The following is an 18,997-nucleotide window of genomic DNA, read 5'->3' as shown; positions in this document are numbered from 1 at the left end:
TTGCTACTTATAAAAAAAATATACATATGAAGTTTTTAGGAAATGTAATTGCCACAGTTATTGGTATTTTTGTTTTTATCATGCTCTTCTTCTTTGGAGTAATCTTTCTTGGAGTTATTTTTGGAGGAGACGACACCGTTTCTCTTAAATCGGATTCGGTTATTGAATTGAATTTAAAAGAAATCAAAAACGACTACGCCGGAAAATATAAAGATCCTTGGGTAACTCGTTTTTCTGAGCAAAAAGGCATTGGTTTGACGGATGTCATTAACGCGATTGAAGCTGCTAAAACCGATGACAACATCAAAGGAATTTCGATCTTAAATGATGAATCTTCTCTTGGTCTTGCTCAATATAAAGATTTAAGAAATGCTTTGGAAAGCTTTAAAAAATCAGGAAAATTTGTTTGGGCTTACGCCAATACGTATTCTCAAAAAGAATATTATCTAAATTCTGTTGCCAATACTATTTATATAAATCCTGCGGGAGATTTAGACTTTAAAGGCCTTTCTTCTGAAGTAATGTTTTTCAAAGATTTCCAAGACAAATCGGGAATCCGTATGGAAGTTATCCGTCACGGAAAATACAAAAGTGCCGTTGAGCCTTTCTTAGAAAATAAAATGAGCGATGCCAATAGAGAACAGATAACAGCGCTTTTAAACTCTATTTGGGCTACGGTTTCTAGCGATATTGCAAAAAGCAGAAATATTCCGCTTCCTAAATTAAACGAAATTGCCAATGGTCTTTTGGCACGAACTCCAGAAATGGCAAAAGAGCAACATTTAGTAGATATTGTCGCTTATGAAGATGTTTACCACGACGCTATCAGAAAAGCGCTAAAAGTGGACAAAGACGAAGATTACAATAAAATTTCGATTGCAGATTATACTCAAAATTATGTAACGACTGCTTTGGCTAATACCGCAACAGATCAGATTGCTATTATTTACGCGCAAGGCGAAATTGGTAGTGGCGAAGGAGATGTCAACACTATTGGCGAAGGTTCGATGCGACGCTCTCTGCAAGAAGCCAGAAAAAATGATGACGTAAAAGCTATCGTTTTGAGAATTGACAGTCCAGGCGGTAGCGCGCTAACTTCTGATTTAATTTGGAGAGAAATTGAAATTACCAAAAAAGTAAAACCAGTTGTAGTTTCTATGGGTAATTACGCTGCATCTGGCGGTTATTATATTGCTTGCAACGCCAATAAAATTTTTGCTGAAAACAATACCATTACAGGATCAATTGGTGTTTTCGGAATGTTGCCCAACTTTAGCCCATTAGCCAATAAATTAGGAATCAATTCTGAGCAAGTAAAAACGCATGAGAATTCGGCAAACTACAGTCCGTTTGTACCAGTTGACGAAAAATTCAAAGCGTTCACTTTAGAAGGAGTCGAAAAAATCTATAACACTTTTGTAACTCATGTGGCTGAAGGCCGTAAAATGACTTTTGCACAAGTTGATTCTATTGCGCAAGGAAGAGTTTGGTCTGGATCGGAAGCGTTGAAAATTGGTTTAGTTGACAAAATCGGCGGATTGAATGATGCAATTGCTGAAGCTGCGAAAATAGCTAAAATAAAAAAGTACAGCACTCAGAATTATCCTGAATACGAAAAAACGCTAAACGATCTTATTTCGGGACTTCCTTTTGCAAAATCTAAAGAAGCTTTCATCAAAGAAGAAATCGGCGAAGAAAACTACCTTCTTATCGAGCAGGTTAAGAAATTCCAAAAACAAAAAGGAGTTCAAGCGATATTGCCTTACGGAATCAATATTTATTAATTGAATTGAAAAATGAATAAAGTAATTCTTTTTTTAACGGTTTTGTTTTGGAGTTTTATAAATGCTCAAGACAAAAAAGAAATCACTTTTAAGGAAACGCCAGCTGTATTAAAAATAAATACCGATCAGATTTTCGGCACGCTGACAACTCCAGATTTGACCAAAAAATATCCAGTTGCTTTAATCATTGCTGGTTCTGGCCCAACGGACCGAAACGGAAATAATCCGATGATGAAAAACAATTCGTTAAAAATGCTGGCTGAAGCGCTAGCAAAAAACGGAATTGCATCATTACGCTACGATAAAAGAGCTATTGGAGAAAGCAAAGCGGCAGGCGGATCTGAAAGCAGTCTTGTTTTTGAAAACTATATTCAAGACGCAAAAAGCTGGATTAATTACCTAAAACTAGACAAACGTTTTTCTAAAATAATCATAATTGGACATAGCGAAGGTTCTCTGATTGGAATGGTTGCGAGTGCAAAAGCCGATAAATTTGTTTCGATTGCAGGCGCAGGCGAGCCAGCTGATAAAATCTTGAAAACGCAGATTGGAGCAAAATCCATGAAACAGCTTAACGACTTGACTTTTCCTATTATCGATAGTTTAAAAAATGGATTTGAAGTAAAAAAAGTAGATCCAATGCTGAATTCTCTTTTCAGACCAAGTATTCAGCCCTATTTGATTTCTTGGTTCAAATACAATCCGCAAACCGAAATACAAAAACTCACTATTCCGGTTTTAATCGCACAAGGAAACAATGATCTACAGATTGCAGTTAAAGATGCCGAAAATTTAAAACAGGCCAATAAAAATGCTGAATTGCAGATTATTGATAAGATGAATCATATTATGAAAATTATTGATGGCAATCTGGAAGACAATATAGCGAGCTACAATAACGAAACTCTTCCTATTTCTGAAGCATTAGTCGAGAAAATAGTTTCATTTATTCAGAAATAATAAAATAACACCTTAAAAAATCCGTTTTGATCTAATATCAGAGCGGATTTTTTTAATTCTTTAAAATAAAGTTAATTCTTACATTTTTAAGAAAACTTTATTTTGGACTCTTGCAAAAAAAACTATTTTTGTGGAGTCGATTTATGTAAACCCTCAAATCTATTAATATGCTAAAAAAAGTTTTAAAAATAAGTGCCATAGTACTTGTGGTATTTGTTGCGGCATTATTTGCCATTCCGTTTTTGTTTAAAGACCAAATCAAATCTAAAATTGTCGAGGCCATTAACGAAAGCGTTGATGCCAAAGTAAGTTTTACAGATGCCGATTTAAGTTTATTCAAGAATTTTCCAAATGCTACTGTTGGAATCGAGAAATTAGTTATCATAAACAAAGCTCCTTTTGAAGGCGATACATTAGTATCTCTGGGAGAGCTGAACTTAAAAATGAGCATTAAAGAACTTTTCAAAGGAAAAGAAGAACCTTTAAACATTCAGGGAATTAGCTCTACAAACGGATTAGTGAATATCATTTTTAATAAAGATGGTGTCGGAAACTTTGATATCGCATTAAAAGATAAAAAAGAAGAAACAAAAAGCGAGGAAAGTAAACCGCTTGCTTTAAAAATTCAGAACTATAAAATTGAGAATTTTACTTTTAGATACATCGATCAAGGTTCTAAAATTAAAATGGTAATTGACAGTTTAAACCACGAAGGAACTGGAGATTTTACCAATTCTAAATTAGATTTAACTACAAAATCTACTGCGAAAGTTTCATTGGACATGGATAAGATGAATTACATGAAAAATGTGAAACTAACGCTAGACGCTGTTCTTGGTATTGATTTAGAAAAGAGCAAATATACTTTCAAAGAAAACAAAGCTTTAATCAACCAATTGCCTTTAGAGTTTGACGGATTCATCCAGATGGCCGAAAAAGCTCAGATTTACGATTTAAAGTTTAAAACGCCTACTTCATCGTTTACCAATTTCTTAGGTTTAATTCCTTCTGCCTATTCTTCTAGCTTAGAAGGCGTAAAAACAACTGGAGATTTTACTGTAAATGGTTTTGCAAAAGGAGAACTTACAGATACCACTGTTCCTAAATTCAATATCGAAATTGCATCCAACAATGCTTCTTTTCAATATCCAAACCTTCCAAAATCGGTTCAGAATATTGTAATTGATACCAAAATAATCAACGAAACTGGAATTTTAAATGATACTTATGTAAATCTAGATAAGTTATCTTTTAGAATTGATCAAGATGTTTTTAACGCTAAAGCGAATATCAAAAACATCACTGTAAATCCAATTATTGATGCGGCTTTAAAAGGAACAATCAATTTGGCGAATCTTTCAAAAGCGTATCCTATCAAGATGGATAAACCTTTGGCGGGTATTTTAAAAGCTGATGTTACCACTAATTTTGATATGGCTTCTGTAGAAAAAAGCCAATACCAAAACATCAAAAATGCTGGTACAATGAGTTTGTCAGGATTTAAATATACTGACGAAAACAACAAATCGATGAACATTAGTACTGCATTAGTTCAATTTAATACAAGTACAATCAACTTAAAACAATTTGATGCTACAACTGGAAAAAGTGATATCAGCATTAACGGAGTTCTAGAGAATTTCTATGGTTTTATGTTTAAAAAACAAGAGCTTAAAGGAAACTTTAATATGAGTTCAAACCAATTAGCTGTTGATGATTTCATGACTTCTGGCGAACCTGCGAAAACAGAAACAAAAACTCCAGCAAAACCTGCTGAAGCAATGAAGATTCCTGCGTTCTTAAACTGTACTTTAAATGCAAAAGCAACAACAGTTTTATATGATAATTTAAAACTAAAAGACGTTTCTGGAAGATTGCTTATTAAAGATGAAAAAGCGACTCTTGAAAACTTTAAAACCAATATTTTCGGAGGATCTATCGGTCTAAACGGAGCTGTTTCTACAAAAGAAAAAGTGCCGACTTTTGATATGAATTTAGGGTTCAATCAAGTTGATATCGCACAAACTTTTACGCAATTGGACATGATGAAAAAAATCGCTCCAATCGCGGGAATCATTAACGGAAAATTGAATTCGACCATCAAATTAAATGGTAATTTGGATGCAAAAGAACTGACTCCAGATTTAAAATCTATTTCAGGAGATTTGTTAGGTCAATTGTTGTCGACTACTGTAAATGCAAAAAACTCAACTGTTTTAAATTCGTTGACTTCAAATGTTAAGTTTCTTGATTTAAATAAATTGAATCTAAACGATTTGAAAATGGCATTGACTTTCGATAACGGAAAAGTAAATGTAAAACCATTTGACATTAAATATCAAGATATTAAAGCTACCATTGGCGGAACGCACGGTTTTGACCAAACTATGAATTACACGCTTAAATTTGATGTTCCTGCTAAATATTTAGGTACTGAAGCTAATAATTTAATTGCAAAACTATCTCCTGCCGATGCTGCAAAACTGGACAATATTCCAATTAATGCTTCTTTAACAGGTAACTTTTCAAATCCTAAAATCAGTACAGACATGAAAGCGGCGGTGAGCAATTTGACTACACAATTGGTGAACCAGCAAAAAGAAAAACTGACTCAAAAAGGAACTTCTGCGCTTACAGATTTGATCAATAAAAACACAAAAGCAAAAGATACGACCCAAGCAGCTAAAACTGAAAAAGAGCAAAAAACTCAAGAAGTAACTAAAAAAGCAAGTGATTTATTGAATGGATTGTTTAAGAAGAAGAATCCGTGATAAAAAAAGGTGCTAAGGCTCTGAGCTACTAAGGTGCTAAGCTAAAAACTTAGAAGCTCAGCACCTTAGAAGCTTAGTCCCTTAAAAAGAAAAACCTGTTTTAAAAAACAGGTTTTTCTTTTTTTTATTTATCTAATATTTTGTGCATTGCTTTTATAAAATCTGGAACGGCTAAAGAATTGGTATCCAAACCTACACTTCCGTTTCCGTAGGGTTCGTATTTCTTCAAATTAGAAACCGAAAAAAAACCTACTGTTGGAGCTTTTGAGGCACTTGACAAATGCATAATTCCGCTGTCTGCACCAACAAAAACATCTACATTGGCCAATACAGAACCTATTTCTCTAACATCTTTACTATAAAAAGTTGGAGCTTCGAAGTTTATTTGAGAGACATTTTCTACTGGTAGAACTTCAAAAATATTATCGTTTGGAAATTCTTTTTTCAAAGCTGTATAAAATTCTTCCCACCAAGAAACGCAGTAGCATTTTTCTCCAGTTGCATAAGTAAAAATAGCAATGGTTCTTTTGGCTGGATCAATAATTTTATCTAAAATCTGTTTTCCGTTTGCAATTTCAGCTTCTGATAATTTTAAATCCAAAAGTGCAATGGGCTCATTTTTATCTTCAATTCCTACTTGACTTAAAAAATATCTAAAATTGTAAACTGGGTATTTTGCAATATGGTCGTAATCTGGATATTCTAAGGTAACGCCTTCTGGAAGATTTCCGAAAAACTTATATTTTGCTGTAGAAAACTTTACTCCGAGCCTTCCCGAAGAAGAATTCTGATCGACATTTATAGCAATATCATAATTTTGATTTCTAATGAGCGTCCAAACCTTAAAGTATTTTACCAATTCTTTAAAAGGTTTTTTAGGCAGATGGATAATCTTATCGATGTTTTCGTATTCTTCAAAAACAATTGGCGCCAGCATTCCTTTTACGAACACATCGATTTTACAATCTGGAAAAATTTTACTCACTTCCTGAACTAGAGGCGTAATTAAAAGCATATTCCCTAATCGTCCATTAGGTCTGCAGATCAAGACTTTTTTAATTTTGCTCTTATCTATAGGCCCTGCATTACTAACTCCAGAATTTCCTATATTCTTAGTTAGATTTCGCATTAATGAACGCCTAAAAACATTAACTTTCTTTAAGTTACTCATTTAATAATTTGTTTTTTTTGAATTAAAAAACTTTAACCATATTCGGTTTGTGAATGTGTACACCAAACCAAATATAAGTTAAATTTTTCTTAAAAATAAATTATTTGAATAAAGTAAATATTATAGAATTGTAAATTATAATATCAAAATTCACATCATTTATTCTAGAAAGTTGCCAAAGTATAACCTTTATTTTAAATTTAAGATTATAATTATACCATTATAGGCCAAAAATAGACGAATGGGCTATAACTCTAGACGTCTATTGTAACCACGTAACCTTCTGAACCTCGAATATTGAAAACTGTTCCGTTTTCAAATAATAAATACTGCCCTTTTATTCCAGTCAATTTTCCTGTAAAAGAAGGCGTTTTATCTAGATTTAAACTATTCACTTTTGCCGGATAATTTAAAACTGGATATTGGAGTTCGTAAAGATCATTCTTTTGTGCATAAAAGTAATCTCTAACTTCTGCTGGAATCAAACTTTCTATTTTTGCTTTTTCTGCGATTAAATCAAAAGTTTCAACCGAATTCTGGAGCATTTTTCTCCAGTTAGTTTTGTCTGTATAATGATCTTTTAAGGCCACCTCTGTTATTCCTGCCAAATATCTATTCGGAACCTCAACTATTGCAATTGCCTGAGAAGCACCTTGATCGATCCAACGAGTTGGGACTTGCGTTTTGCGGGTTACTCCAACTTTTATTTCGCATGCCGAAGCCAAATATACAATGTGTGGCTGTAACTGTGCTTTCGATTCATATTCTAAATCTCGATCTGCAATTCCTAAATGCGCTGTACTCAATTCTGGTCTCATAATCCAATCTCCAACTGCCGGACTTGAATAAAAACATTCGTAACAAAAACCTTGTCGGTATATTTTTTTCTTTTTACCGCAATTCAAGCATTGACAGCCCACAAAATTGATTTCAATTTCTTTGTCTAATAACTGATTAACATTTAAGAAACTATCCTCGAAAACTAAATAGTATTGAATTGGGCTTCCAAGTTCAGTTTGCATTTTTGTCAGTACACCTTGATATTGCATTCGTTTTTTTATTTATAATTGCTGATTTAGACTTATCAAAAGATTTAAAGTTTTTTGTGTTAAAATTCGACTTATTAGGTAGAATCTTTACTTCAAATCGAATTGTTTTTTACAAAAAAACATTATTTTTGATATGAAGACAAAGTTACTATTTGTCTCTCGATATTCAAATTTTAAGTTTTTTTGTTTTACACAGATTGTAAGATTAAAAACCTAAAATCAGTTAACTAAAAACCAGATTCATGCCTTTATCAATTATCAATTCGTTTGCATCTTGGGTCCTAAAACAAAGGATTCATCAAATAGAGCTTTTTTTAAAATATCCTAATGAAGTTCAGGAAGAATTATTGCACAACTTATTGATGGCGTCTGAAAACACGGTTATTGGTAAACAATATGAATTTTCGACTATTAACTCTTATCAAACTTTTGCAGAAAGAGTTCCGATTGCAACTTACGAAGAATTACAGCCTCTGATTGAGCGTACTCGTTTGGGGGAGCAAAATGTTTTTTGGGAAACCCCAATTAAATGGTTTGCCAAATCGAGCGGTACCACAAATGCCAAAAGTAAATTTATTCCGGTAAGTAATGAAGCCCTTGAAGATTGCCATTATAAAGGCAGTAAAGATCTTTTGTGTCTTTATTTAAACAATAATGAAGATTCTGAATTGTTTTTGGGAAAAAGTCTTCGCTTAGGCGGAAGTTCTCAAATTTACGAAAACAACAATACTTTCTTTGGCGATTTGTCGGCTATTCTGATTGAAAATATGCCAATGTGGGCAGAATTTAGCAGCACGCCAAGCAGCAAAACTTCGCTGATGAGCGAATGGGAGACTAAAATGGCTGCTATTATCAATGAAACTAAAAACGAAAACGTAACCAGTTTTGCTGGTGTTCCGTCTTGGATGCTAGTGTTGATGAATAGAGTATTGGAAAATACAGGAAAACAGAATTTATTCGAACTTTGGCCCAACCTAGAAGTTTATTTTCATGGCGGTGTGAGTTTTTCTCCATACAAAGAACAATACAAAAATATTCTGCCAAGCAAAGATTTTAGATATTACGAAATATACAATGCTTCTGAAGGCTTTTTTGCGATTCAGGATTTGAATAATTCAAGTGATTTATTACTGATGCTTGATTATGGAATTTTCTACGAATTTATTCCGATGGACACTTTTGGAACTCCAAACCAAAAAGTAATTCGCCTGGCTGATGTCGAATTGAATAAAAACTACGCAATTGTTATTACTACCAATTCTGGTTTGTGGCGTTATTTAATTGGCGATACGGTTCGTTTTACTTCTTTGAATCCTTATAGAATTAGGGTTACAGGAAGAACGAAACATCATATTAATGTTTTTGGAGAAGAATTAATGGTCGAAAATACCGATCAGGCTATTGCTAAAGCGTGCCAGGTTACACAAACTGAAGTGATTGATTATACGGTTGCTCCTATTTTTATGCAGGACAAAGAAAAAGGCGCTCACGAATGGATGATTGAATTTAAGAAACACCCTGCGGATGTTGGCCTTTTCCAAAAAGTTTTAGACGAAACGCTACAAACTTTAAATTCTGATTACGAAGCCAAACGCTACAACAATATGACTTTGAATCCTTTGGTGGTTAATGTTGCTCGAGAAAATCTTTTTTATGATTGGTTAAAAGAAAGGGATAAATTGGGCGGACAGCACAAGATTCCTAGACTTTCAAATCAGAGGGATTATTTGGAGCAGTTGAAGGAAATGTGTTGATATTTGTTGCCACTAATTACACGAATTTTCACGAATTAAAAATTAAGATGTTGACTGTTTAAAAACGATTTATTTTATAAAAATATGAAAAACACCAAGTTCAGCGAAATGACAACAGAAGAACTGATTAAAAATCAGAAGACATTGAAAACGGTAAATACTATTTTTGCTGTTGTATTGTTTATGTTATTTGCTCTAAACTTGTTTATTATTTTTATGAAAGGTTTTAGTGCTATGAATGTTGTTCCAATTGCATTGCTTCCAATTCTGATTTTAAATATTAGAAATTTAAAAGAAATGAAAAGAGAATTGGAATCTCGAGAATAAAACACAACGATGGATTTAGATGAAATAGAATTAAGAAAAAAGATTGACTTACATTACGGAAAAACAAATCTTTCGCATATGATAGATTATGTCGAGTTTTATTTTTACGCTTGTTTTTTTGAAATATTAAATGTTGAAAATTCTTATTGGCACACTAATCTTGATGGCACGGAAATACCTGAATTGCTTAATTTTTTAAATATAAGTTTTGAAAAAGATTACATAATCGAAAAATATAAAGACCAAAAAAATCATGATGTTGAAGTTTTACATTCAAAAAATGATGAACAGGTATTTGCTTATTTTGATTTAGAAAAAGATCCAACAGATCAAAATGATATGTTCTTTTTTGGCATAAGATGTTTAAAAAAAGACGACTTAATTGTTGCGGAAAAACTATTAAAGATATATAAAAAATTAGGTACAAGCTCTCCTTTTTCATTTGACATTCACAACAATAGTTTATATAATAAAGTATTTAATAGTTATTTTTATTTCTACGAGAACAATTACAATAATCGTAAAAGACAAATAAATAACAAAACTTAATTTTTCTTTAAAACATTAATTCCACTAAACCGCATGAGGGATAGGAGTGGAAATCCTTTTTGTCTCGTTTCTTTAACGAGACAAAAAGATTGCAACGGATAGCCCGACCCGCCTTTTTCTGGCGGGACATGCCCAAATAAAAAACCTCAGCCTTTTTTATTGAAAGACTGAGGTTTTATTTTTTATTATGATTGCCGTCCTTCGACTTCGCTCAGGATGACATATCTAGTTTGAAAAACTTAGCGACTTTGCGTCTTTGCGAGATTAATTTAAGTGACTAGAGTGTCATTTTGCTCGCAAAAGCGCGGAGGCGCAAAGATTTAATTATAAGTTTTCATCAATCTTTGTCGAGTTTCTTGTGGAGATTTGCTTCGCCTGTTCGCTATCGCTCGGGTCTCCTTCGTCGAAATGACAAAAATATGGTGAATTCTTAGAATGACAATTGCATTACATCATATCGATATAGCGATCGTGGTACCCTAAAAGGTACAAAACACCGTCGAGACCTAAACTTGAAATAGATGTTGAAGCACTTTCTTTTACTTTTGGTTTGGCGTGGAAAGCGATTCCTAGACCGGCTAAGTTTAGCATTGGCAAATCGTTTGCTCCGTCTCCAACTGCAATGGTTTGGTTAATGTGAATTCCTTCTTTTTCGGCAATTGCTTTTAAGTGTTCGGCTTTTTTCTGACCGTCAACAATGTCGCCGATATATTTTCCGGTTAGTTTTCCGTCTTTTATTTCTAACTGATTGGCGTGAACGTAATCTATTCCTAATTCTTTTTGAAGATATTCTCCGAAATAAGTAAATCCTCCAGAAAGAATTGCCGTTTTGTATCCGTAATATTTTAAGGCTTTCATCAAACGATGTGCTCCTTGTGTTATTGGCAAGTTGACAGCAACGTTTTGCAATACTTCTTCGCTCAAACCTTCAAGCAAAGCCATACGTTGTTTGAAACTTTCGTTGAAATCAATTTCTCCGTTCATAGCCGATTCTGTAATGGCACGCACTTGATCTCCTACTCCATTTAATTCTGCCAATTCGTCGATTACTTCGGTTTGAATTAAAGTCGAATCCATATCGAAGCAAACCAAACGGCGATTTCTTCTGTAAATATTATCTTCTTGAAAAGAAATATCAACGTTTAGCGTTCTAGAAATTTCCATAAAACTGGCCGTCATGATGATCTTGTTCACGATTTCGCCTGTTACAGACAATTGAATACAAGAACGCGGATATTCTTCTTTATCGACAATAGAAGTTCTTCCCGTTAATCGGATAATAGAATCGATATTCAGATTTTGGTCTGACATGATTTTGGTTACTGCCGCCAATTGTGAAGCCGCCAGTTTTTCGCCCAAAATATTGATGATGTAACGTTGTTTAGATTGTGATTTTACCCAAGTTTCGTAATCTTCTATAGAAATTGGAATAAATTTTACTTTGATTTCCAGTTCGTAAGCTTTGAACAGAAGATCTTTTAAAACTGGTGCTGAAGAAGATCCAGCAGCAATTTCGAACAAAATTCCCAAAGAAAGTGTGTCATGGATATCGGCTTGACCGATATCTAATATATTAGCGTCGTAAGCCGCTAAAACTGCAGTTAAACCTGCTGTAACTCCAATTTTATCGTGTCCTGAAACTTTTAATAAAATTATTTCTTTATCTTCTGCTGCCATTTTTCTTTCTTGATTTTGAAGCGACAAAAATCGGCAATCTCTAGTTGATAAAAAAGAATAATCTTTGTTTTTTTGAAAAGAAAAAGCACATATCAATGTGCTTTTTCGAGTAATTTAACAATTATCTTTTATTATTAAGATAACATAACTTTTTGATTATTTCATTGGTTCATTTTTATCAAAATTGACCATCCAGTTGATGCCGAACTTATCTTTGAACATTCCGAAATAAGCTCCCCAGAAAGTGTCTGCCAGTGGCATCTCTACATGTCCTCCAGCAGAAAGTCCGTTGAAAATTCGGTCTGCTTCTTCTGTGCTTTCTGCATTAATAGAAATAGAGAAATTATCCCCAAAACCTACATCTCCGTATCTTGGATGAGTGTCGCTTCCCATCAAAATGGTATTCCCAATTGGAAGCGATACGTGCATGATTCTATTTTGTGCTTCCTCAGAAAGTACTTCTCCTTCTTCTGCAGGCGCATCTTTGAATTTTCCGATATACGGAAATTCTCCGCCAAAAACTGATTTATAAAATAGGAATGCTTCTTCGCATGTCCCGTTAAACATTAAGTATGGATTTACTGCTGCCATGATGTTTTTTATTGTTTATTGTTTGTTGTTTCTAGTCCTTAACACTGAGAACTAATTCTCTGCTAACTCTTTAATCGTTTCCAATCCTTTTGGAAAAGCTTCTTTGAAGAAATCTATATGTTTTTCGATTACGTCAACTTCTACGTGAAGATCAACTACATCTCCTTTTTGAATTAATCTGTAGGTTTCCATTGCACCTATCCATTTTTTCGTTTCTTCATTTGGCGGAACTTCTTTAAAATCTTTAAGCTCGCCCATATGTTTAAACGCCATGTATTCGTTCGGAATTTTAGTTTCAATTATACTATTCATTCCCTCTCCGCCAGACCCTAAAAAATAAATTTTATCGCCTTCGTTCCAATTCGTTTGCACGTAACTTTCTCCACAAAAAGAGCTTGTCCACTTTCTGTAGGTTGCGTCGTCCCATAAGACTTTCCAAATCTTTTCTCTGGAAGCCTTTACATCGATATTAAATACTAATTTTTCCATATTAACCGGGTAATTTACTAAAGTCCATAAATAAAACATTCCAACGATGACCATCCAAATCGGCAAAACCGCAGCCATACATCCATCCTTGACTTTCTGCAGGAGGCGAAAAAACAGTTCCGCCAGCTTCTTTGACTTTTTCTGCTAATTCATCTACTTCTTCTCTGCTTTCTGCATCGATCGAAATCAAGACTTCAGAACTTGATTTTGTATCGGTGAGATTGTGCTGAGAAAAACTTGAAAAAAGCATTTCTTCAAAAAGCATTACTACAAAATGCCCTTCTCCTACAATCATGCACGTCGAACTTGGCGTATCATGCTGTTCATTAAACGAAAAACCTATTTTCCAGAAAAAACCTTTCGCTTTTGCTACGTCCTTTACAGGAAGATTCAACCATATTTGTTTTGTCATTTTTTGTTTTTTTGTTGGGTTAGATATTTTTTCTTCTTTTTTTTAAACCATATAAGTTATGTAAGTAAATTTTAAATGTAAATCTTTGAACCTTTGCGGGTATGTTTTGCCACGAAGGCACTAAGACGCTAAGTTTTTATTTTTTGCTTAACGATAAAATCCTTCACTTTTACCGCATCGCATTAAATCTTTGTAACTTCTGAAGACTTTGAACCTAATTTTGCTCAACGTAAGACTTAAAATTATCCAAAATGGCCTGCCAGCCAGCGCGCTGCATTTCTTCTGGATTTTGAGTTTCTGGATCGAAGCTTTCAATTATTTCAACACCATTTGGAGTTTCTGTGAACGTAATTTCAACTTTTCTTCCGTCTGCCATAACATAAGAAAGTGCTTGGTTTGGTTTTACCAGAGTAAATTCGCCTTCGAAGTCAAAACTCATGCTTCCGTCTTTTGCTGCCATAGTCGATTTGAATTTGCCTCCTTCTCTTAAATCAGCTTCTGCATAAGGTGTGTGCCAATCTGGAGAAGCAAAACTCCATTTTGTAATATGTTCTGGTGTATTCCAAAAATTCCAAACTTTATCTAGAGCTACGTTTACGGTTGTTTGTATTGTGATCATTTTTAATTTTTTAGTTAATTATTGTTCTTAATATCTTCAGCATAAGTCTTAAAATTATCTATTACTGTCTGACACCATTGTTTCTGCATATCTTCTGAATCCTGAATATTAGGTTCAAATATTTCGGTAAGTTTTACAGTGCCATTATATTCTTCAAAGCGAATAGTTCCTTTTCTTTTGTCAGAAAGCTGATATTCAATTAAGGAAAGAACTTTTACATCTGTATATATTCCTTCAAAATCGAATGTTGCACTTTTATCTTTTGCCTGCATGGTATATTTAAATTGACCATTGATTTTTAAATCATTTTCTGCCGCAATTGTGTGCCATTCTTCTGATGGATAATTCCATTTTATAATATGCTCTGGCAAAGTCCATAACTCCCAAACTTTTTCAATTGGCGCGTTTATTGTGCATTCTACAGAAATCATTCTGGATTATTTGGAATATTATTTTCATCCATATAAAACACTTCCCAATGATGTCCGTCTATATCTAGAAAAGTTCTTTGATACATCCAGCCATAATCTTGTGACTGGTTGTAATCAGTTCCTCCTGCCTTAACGGCCTTCTCCATAATTTCGTCCACCTTTTCACGACTTTCTACAGAAATCGCAATAAGAACTTCGCTTGTTGTTTTTGTGTCGCAAATTTGCTTTTTTGTAAAAGTCTGATAAAACTCTTCTACCAAAAGCATAGCGTTAATATTTTCTCCTATTTCTAAACAGGTTCCTTTTTCGTTGGTAAATTTTTCATTGAATGAAAAACCTAACTGTGTAAAAAAATCAATTGAACGTTTTAAATCTTTTACGGCAAGATTTAAGAATATTTTTGTTTTCATCTTTATAAAATTACGAATTAATTAAAACAAATTTAAAATATTAAGATTAGTTAAAATGTCAATAAAAGTCATTTTTAGGGGCATTTAAGACAATTTACTTATTTTTGTATAAACTGAACCTCCAAAAAACTATAAATATCATGAGCAAGAAATTAGGTTTAATCGTACCTCACGACTATAAATTATTAAGTATAGCAGCGATATTAGAAGTATTTGAAACCGCAAACAAACTTACGTCGGGAGCCGAAAAACCATTTGAAATAATGATTTTTCAATCGCAAGAACAAGCCGATCAAGGAAATTTATTTGGATATAAAAGCAATGCTATTGAGTCTTCAGATAATGTTTTAGATTTAATTTTAATTCCCGCTTTTACTACCGACAATATGAGCGAGATGATTAAAAAGAATAAAAATTTTATTCCCTGGCTGAAAAAACAACATCAAGCTGGAGCTGAATTAGCCAGTTTTTGTACAGGAGCTTTTTTGTTTGCAGCGTCTGGTTTGCTAAACGAAAAATTAGCCACAACGCATGTAGATGCTTGCAGTGCCTTTACAAAAGCTTTTCCGATGGTAAAATTAAAACCCGAAGAAACTTTAACCGCTGACGGAAGTTTATACACAAGCGGAGGCTCGACCTCTACCTTTCACCTATTGATACTTTTAGTCCAGAAATTCTGCGGTAACGAAATGGCGGTAAAAATCGCTAAAATATTTTCTATCGATTTAAATCGATACAAGCAAAGTTATTTTAGCACTTTCAGGCCTAATCATTTACACAATGACACTTTGGTTGCTATGTTGCAGCAAAAAATAGAAAGTCAGTATCATACAATTGAAAAACTGGAAGAAATCACCAAAGATATTCCGACCAGTGCAAGAAACATGACACGCCGTTTTAAACAAGTTACCGGAATTCCGCCAATTGAATATCTTCAGAATATTAGAGTAGAAAGCTCCAAAAAATACTTAGAACAAACCCAACTTTCGATTTCAGAAATCATCGAAAAAACGGGGTATAACGATCCAAAAGCTTTTAGGAAAGTGTTTTATAAAATGGTCGGAATGAAACCTATTGAATATCGAGAGAAGTTTAGGGTTCAATAAAAAAGTTGGTTTTGTTAAAAATTTTCTTATTTTTATTTGAAATTTCTAAATCCTAAAATAATGAAAAAAGCTATTGGTATTTTACTAATTCTATTGGTTTCTATTGGTTGTGATTCTGATCCTTTTAAAGAAGACATTATTGAAGGTTTTAATCTTGATACCTCTATAGACTTCAGTGTTGTTAATTCTAAAAATAAAGATTTATTGAATCCGAACAATCCTGATAGTTACGACCCAAAGAAAATAAAAATACTTTTTTTATTGGACGGGAAATTGGTTCCGCAATATCAAGCCAATTTAGATTCTCCTAATTTTTTCATGATTTACCAAAATTCAGATCGATATGCAATTAGGATCTTCTTAAACCACAATCCTAAAGAGAAATTTCCCGAAACTTATATTCAATGGAATGAAAATGACAAAGACATTGTAAAAGCTGAATATTCGAGAACAAAAAACTCTACTACCAAAAAAAATGTTTGGCTTAATGACCAAGTCATTGCTAAGCCCACTTATTTGACGATTACAAAGTAAGCCACGATGGCGATATCATATTAAGTCTTGACAATCCACATCAGGACTTTTTTATTATTTTTCAAAAGCTCATCGATTTCTTTCATGCTTTCGTTTGAAACTGCTGGACAGCCCCAACCTTCTGGCGTTCCTTCTGGATACACTTCATTATCTGAAATCGCATCCCAAGAATGGAGCACTATGGCACGGTTTCGTGCATTCGAATTTGTTTTGTCTTTTCCCTGCAAAACATAATTCACTTTTATGCCCCACTGACTGACACCGCGGTCCAAAACCACATATTTCCCAATCGAAGAACAATGCGAGTCGAACTCATTGCTTATCTGTGGTTTTTCTTTAGAAGATGTTCTTCCCCATTGATTATCGCCACAGCCGTGACTCACCATATAAGATTTTACAATTTTGTTTTGCTTAAAATCGTAAACAAAAAATCTTTTATAGCCAGAATGAAGTCCTAAATCGATAAGAAAAAAGAAATTTTGATTGTAATTATTGGTTTTGCAAAATGCTAAAGCTTCTTTGTAATGAGAACTATAATCTGATTTCGCCTCAAATAACTTGTTTTCTTTTTTTGGAAGCAAAAGTGATTTACCCTCTTTCTTTTGGACACAGAACCACAACGCAAAAAAAATAATGAAGCAATATAGTATCTTCATAATTTAATTACCAGATTAAGTTTCAACTTATTTTTTTATTCTCTTAAATACTTTTTAAGTGCTTTTATAACCAAAAACAAAGTATAAAAAATAATTCCAAAAAAAGCACCGTAAAAAACAAAAAGAACAATTTGCCATATCAGCAAACCAATTTCCATACTTCCAAAATCCATATTTAAAACTTATGATTAAACGAATCGGCTAAAACAAATATAAGAAATAACACGGGATAAAATACAAAAAAACCTGCTCAAATAAATGAACAGGTTTATAGTTGAACTTTGTCCAAGTTTAAAACTTTGACAAAGTTATTTAAGTCTATTTAAGAAGCAATTTCCATACGCTTCAATAAGTTTTTGCTTAAAGTATGCTCTGCATATTCTTTGTCAATTGTCAGACTGATATCGTCTGAAGTTGGCAGTTCGTACATGGCGTCTGTCAGGATAGCTTCGCATAAAGAACGCAATCCACGAGCACCCAATTTATATTCTAAAGCTTTATCTACAATAAAGTCTAATGCTTCATCTGTAATCGTAAATTCAACATCATCCATCAAGAATAATTTCTGATATTGTTTGATTAAAGCATTTTTAGGTTGCGTTAAAATAGCACGAAGTGTTTCTTTATCCAAAGGATCCATGTGCGTTAAGACCGGTAAACGGCCAATGATTTCAGGAATCAAACCAAAGTCTTTGATGTCTTTTGGAATAATATATTGCAACAAATTGTCTTTGTCGATATTGTCAACATTTTTAGAAGTTGAGTAACCCACTGCCTGACGATTTAAACGTTTTGAAATAATACGTTCTACACCATCAAAAGCTCCACCGGCAATAAACAAGATATTTTGAGTGTTTACCTCAACAAATTTCTGGTCTGGGTGTTTACGTCCTCCTTTTGGCGGTACGTTTACAACTGTTCCTTCTAATAATTTTAATAATGCCTGCTGAACACCTTCTCCAGAAACGTCACGCGTAATTGACGGGTTATCACTCTTACGGGCAATTTTATCAATTTCGTCAATAAATACGATTCCTCTTTCGGCTTTTGCCACATCATAATCTGCAGCTTGAAGTAAACGAGTTAAAATACTTTCTACGTCTTCTCCAACATAACCTGCTTCTGTCAAAACTGTTGCGTCAACAATTGCCAACGGAACGTCTAACATTTTTGCAATGGTTTTTGCTACTAATGTTTTTCCTGTTCCAGTTTGACCAACCATGATGATGTTACTTTTTTCAATCTCAACTTCGTCGTCCAATTGCTGTTGCATTAAACGTTTGTAGTGATTGTAAACCGCAACTGACATTACTTTTTTAGTCTGATCTTGACCAATAACATATTGATCCAGGAAAGCTCTAATTTCTTTTGGTTTCTTTAAAATTAAGTCCCCAACTAGTTTTGCGCTTCCGCTAGATTTTAATTCTTCTAATACAATTCCGTGTGCTTGTTCAATACATTTATCACAAATATGTGCATTGATACCTGCAATTAATAAATTAGTTTCTGGCTTCTTTCTTCCACAAAACGAACATTCTAATACTACTTTTGCCATTCTATTTATGTTACTAAGCTGCAAAGATACTAAGTTTCTAAGCTTTTTGACCTAAAACTTAAAAACTTAACTTCTTTACAGCTTAATCTTATACTTTATTTATGATTTTTGAAATTACAAAGAGCCTCAGTAACTCAGCATCTTAATAACTT

The 18,997-nt window shown here is 33.4% G+C and carries 19 protein-coding genes; 8 read left to right on the top strand and 11 right to left on the bottom strand.

Annotated elements, in window-relative coordinates; all coding sequences use genetic code 11:
- Positions 1-26 precede the first annotated feature (26 nt).
- The 3 genes from sppA (at position 27) to ACWA1F_RS11260 (ending at position 5,515) form a co-directional block, all read left to right on the top strand.
- A complete protein-coding gene (gene sppA / locus ACWA1F_RS11270; protein ID WP_456893830.1) occupies positions 27-1,784 on the top strand; it encodes a signal peptide peptidase SppA in 1,758 nt (585 codons plus the stop codon).
- A 12-nt stretch (positions 1,785-1,796) separates the two neighbouring features.
- Positions 1,797-2,744 (top strand): alpha/beta hydrolase family protein, encoded by a 948-nt coding sequence (locus ACWA1F_RS11265; RefSeq protein ID WP_456893829.1) that lies wholly within the window; start codon positions 1,797-1,799, stop codon positions 2,742-2,744.
- A 167-nt stretch (positions 2,745-2,911) separates the two neighbouring features.
- Complete coding sequence (locus ACWA1F_RS11260) at positions 2,912-5,515, top strand: AsmA family protein (protein WP_456893828.1); 2,604 nt, start codon at positions 2,912-2,914, stop codon at positions 5,513-5,515.
- A 124-nt stretch (positions 5,516-5,639) separates the two neighbouring features.
- Here ACWA1F_RS11260 and ACWA1F_RS11255 read toward each other — a convergent pair whose 3' ends face one another.
- Positions 5,640-6,686, bottom strand: a complete 1,047-nt coding sequence (locus ACWA1F_RS11255) for a glycosyltransferase family 9 protein (RefSeq protein WP_456893827.1) — start codon at positions 6,684-6,686, stop codon at positions 5,640-5,642.
- 254 nt (positions 6,687-6,940) lie between these two features.
- Positions 6,941-7,735, bottom strand: a complete 795-nt coding sequence (locus ACWA1F_RS11250; RefSeq protein ID WP_456893826.1) for a DUF2797 domain-containing protein — start codon at positions 7,733-7,735, stop codon at positions 6,941-6,943.
- Positions 7,736-7,977: 242 nt separating this feature from the next.
- Between ACWA1F_RS11250 and ACWA1F_RS11245 the strand changes: the two genes are divergently transcribed.
- The 3 genes from ACWA1F_RS11245 (at position 7,978) to ACWA1F_RS11235 (ending at position 10,365) form a co-directional block, all read left to right on the top strand.
- Positions 7,978-9,489, top strand: coding sequence for a GH3 auxin-responsive promoter family protein (locus ACWA1F_RS11245; RefSeq protein ID WP_456893825.1), 1,512 nt, complete (start codon positions 7,978-7,980; stop codon positions 9,487-9,489).
- A gap of 84 nt (positions 9,490-9,573) precedes the next feature.
- Positions 9,574-9,816 (top strand): redox-active disulfide protein 2, encoded by a 243-nt coding sequence (locus ACWA1F_RS11240; protein WP_456893824.1) that lies wholly within the window; start codon positions 9,574-9,576, stop codon positions 9,814-9,816.
- Positions 9,817-9,825: 9 nt separating this feature from the next.
- A complete protein-coding gene (locus ACWA1F_RS11235; protein ID WP_456893823.1) occupies positions 9,826-10,365 on the top strand; it encodes a hypothetical protein in 540 nt (179 codons plus the stop codon).
- 447 nt (positions 10,366-10,812) lie between these two features.
- On the opposite strand, the gene serB is transcribed toward ACWA1F_RS11235, so the two are convergent.
- The 7 genes from serB to ACWA1F_RS11200 form a co-directional block, all read right to left on the bottom strand.
- Positions 10,813-12,042 (bottom strand): phosphoserine phosphatase SerB, encoded by a 1,230-nt coding sequence (gene serB, locus ACWA1F_RS11230; protein WP_456893822.1) that lies wholly within the window; start codon positions 12,040-12,042, stop codon positions 10,813-10,815.
- 156 nt (positions 12,043-12,198) lie between these two features.
- The gene (locus ACWA1F_RS11225) at positions 12,199-12,633 is read right to left on the bottom strand and encodes a VOC family protein (protein ID WP_456893821.1); all 435 of its coding nucleotides are present in this window, start codon (positions 12,631-12,633) and stop codon (positions 12,199-12,201) included.
- Positions 12,634-12,684: 51 nt separating this feature from the next.
- Complete coding sequence (locus ACWA1F_RS11220) at positions 12,685-13,122, bottom strand: SRPBCC family protein (RefSeq protein WP_456893820.1); 438 nt, start codon at positions 13,120-13,122, stop codon at positions 12,685-12,687.
- A gap of 1 nt (position 13,123) precedes the next feature.
- Entirely contained in the window at positions 13,124-13,534 is a 411-nt protein-coding gene (locus ACWA1F_RS11215; protein ID WP_456893819.1) for a VOC family protein, read from the bottom strand.
- A gap of 214 nt (positions 13,535-13,748) precedes the next feature.
- A complete protein-coding gene (locus ACWA1F_RS11210) occupies positions 13,749-14,153 on the bottom strand; it encodes an SRPBCC family protein (RefSeq protein WP_456893818.1) in 405 nt (134 codons plus the stop codon).
- Between the two features lie 14 nt (positions 14,154-14,167).
- Positions 14,168-14,584 carry an SRPBCC domain-containing protein gene (locus ACWA1F_RS11205; RefSeq protein ID WP_456893817.1) on the bottom strand — a complete coding sequence of 139 codons (417 nt, stop codon included), beginning with the start codon at positions 14,582-14,584 and terminating at the stop codon, positions 14,168-14,170.
- Positions 14,581-14,994 carry a VOC family protein gene (locus tag ACWA1F_RS11200; RefSeq protein ID WP_306159597.1) on the bottom strand — a complete coding sequence of 138 codons (414 nt, stop codon included), beginning with the start codon at positions 14,992-14,994 and terminating at the stop codon, positions 14,581-14,583. Before ACWA1F_RS11200 ends, ACWA1F_RS11205 begins: the two co-directional genes overlap by 4 nt.
- Before the next feature lie 140 nt (positions 14,995-15,134).
- Between ACWA1F_RS11200 and ACWA1F_RS11195 the strand changes: the two genes are divergently transcribed.
- Together ACWA1F_RS11195 and ACWA1F_RS11190 are read left to right on the top strand one after the other, a co-directional pair.
- The gene (locus ACWA1F_RS11195) at positions 15,135-16,100 is read left to right on the top strand and encodes a GlxA family transcriptional regulator (RefSeq protein WP_456893816.1); all 966 of its coding nucleotides are present in this window, start codon (positions 15,135-15,137) and stop codon (positions 16,098-16,100) included.
- 60 nt (positions 16,101-16,160) lie between these two features.
- Positions 16,161-16,634 carry a hypothetical protein gene (locus ACWA1F_RS11190; RefSeq protein WP_456893815.1) on the top strand — a complete coding sequence of 158 codons (474 nt, stop codon included), beginning with the start codon at positions 16,161-16,163 and terminating at the stop codon, positions 16,632-16,634.
- A 20-nt stretch (positions 16,635-16,654) separates the two neighbouring features.
- Here ACWA1F_RS11190 and ACWA1F_RS11185 read toward each other — a convergent pair whose 3' ends face one another.
- Together ACWA1F_RS11185 and clpX are read right to left on the bottom strand one after the other, a co-directional pair.
- Complete coding sequence (locus ACWA1F_RS11185; protein WP_456893814.1) at positions 16,655-17,290, bottom strand: murein L,D-transpeptidase catalytic domain-containing protein; 636 nt, start codon at positions 17,288-17,290, stop codon at positions 16,655-16,657.
- Between the two features lie 322 nt (positions 17,291-17,612).
- Entirely contained in the window at positions 17,613-18,845 is a 1,233-nt protein-coding gene (gene clpX, locus ACWA1F_RS11180) for an ATP-dependent Clp protease ATP-binding subunit ClpX (protein WP_306159605.1), read from the bottom strand.
- Positions 18,846-18,997: the final 152 nt, after the last annotated feature.

This window comes from Flavobacterium erigeronis, from assembly GCF_054075165.1.
Note: the sequence above shows the minus strand (reverse complement) of the source record. Positions and strands in the feature narration are given on the sequence as shown.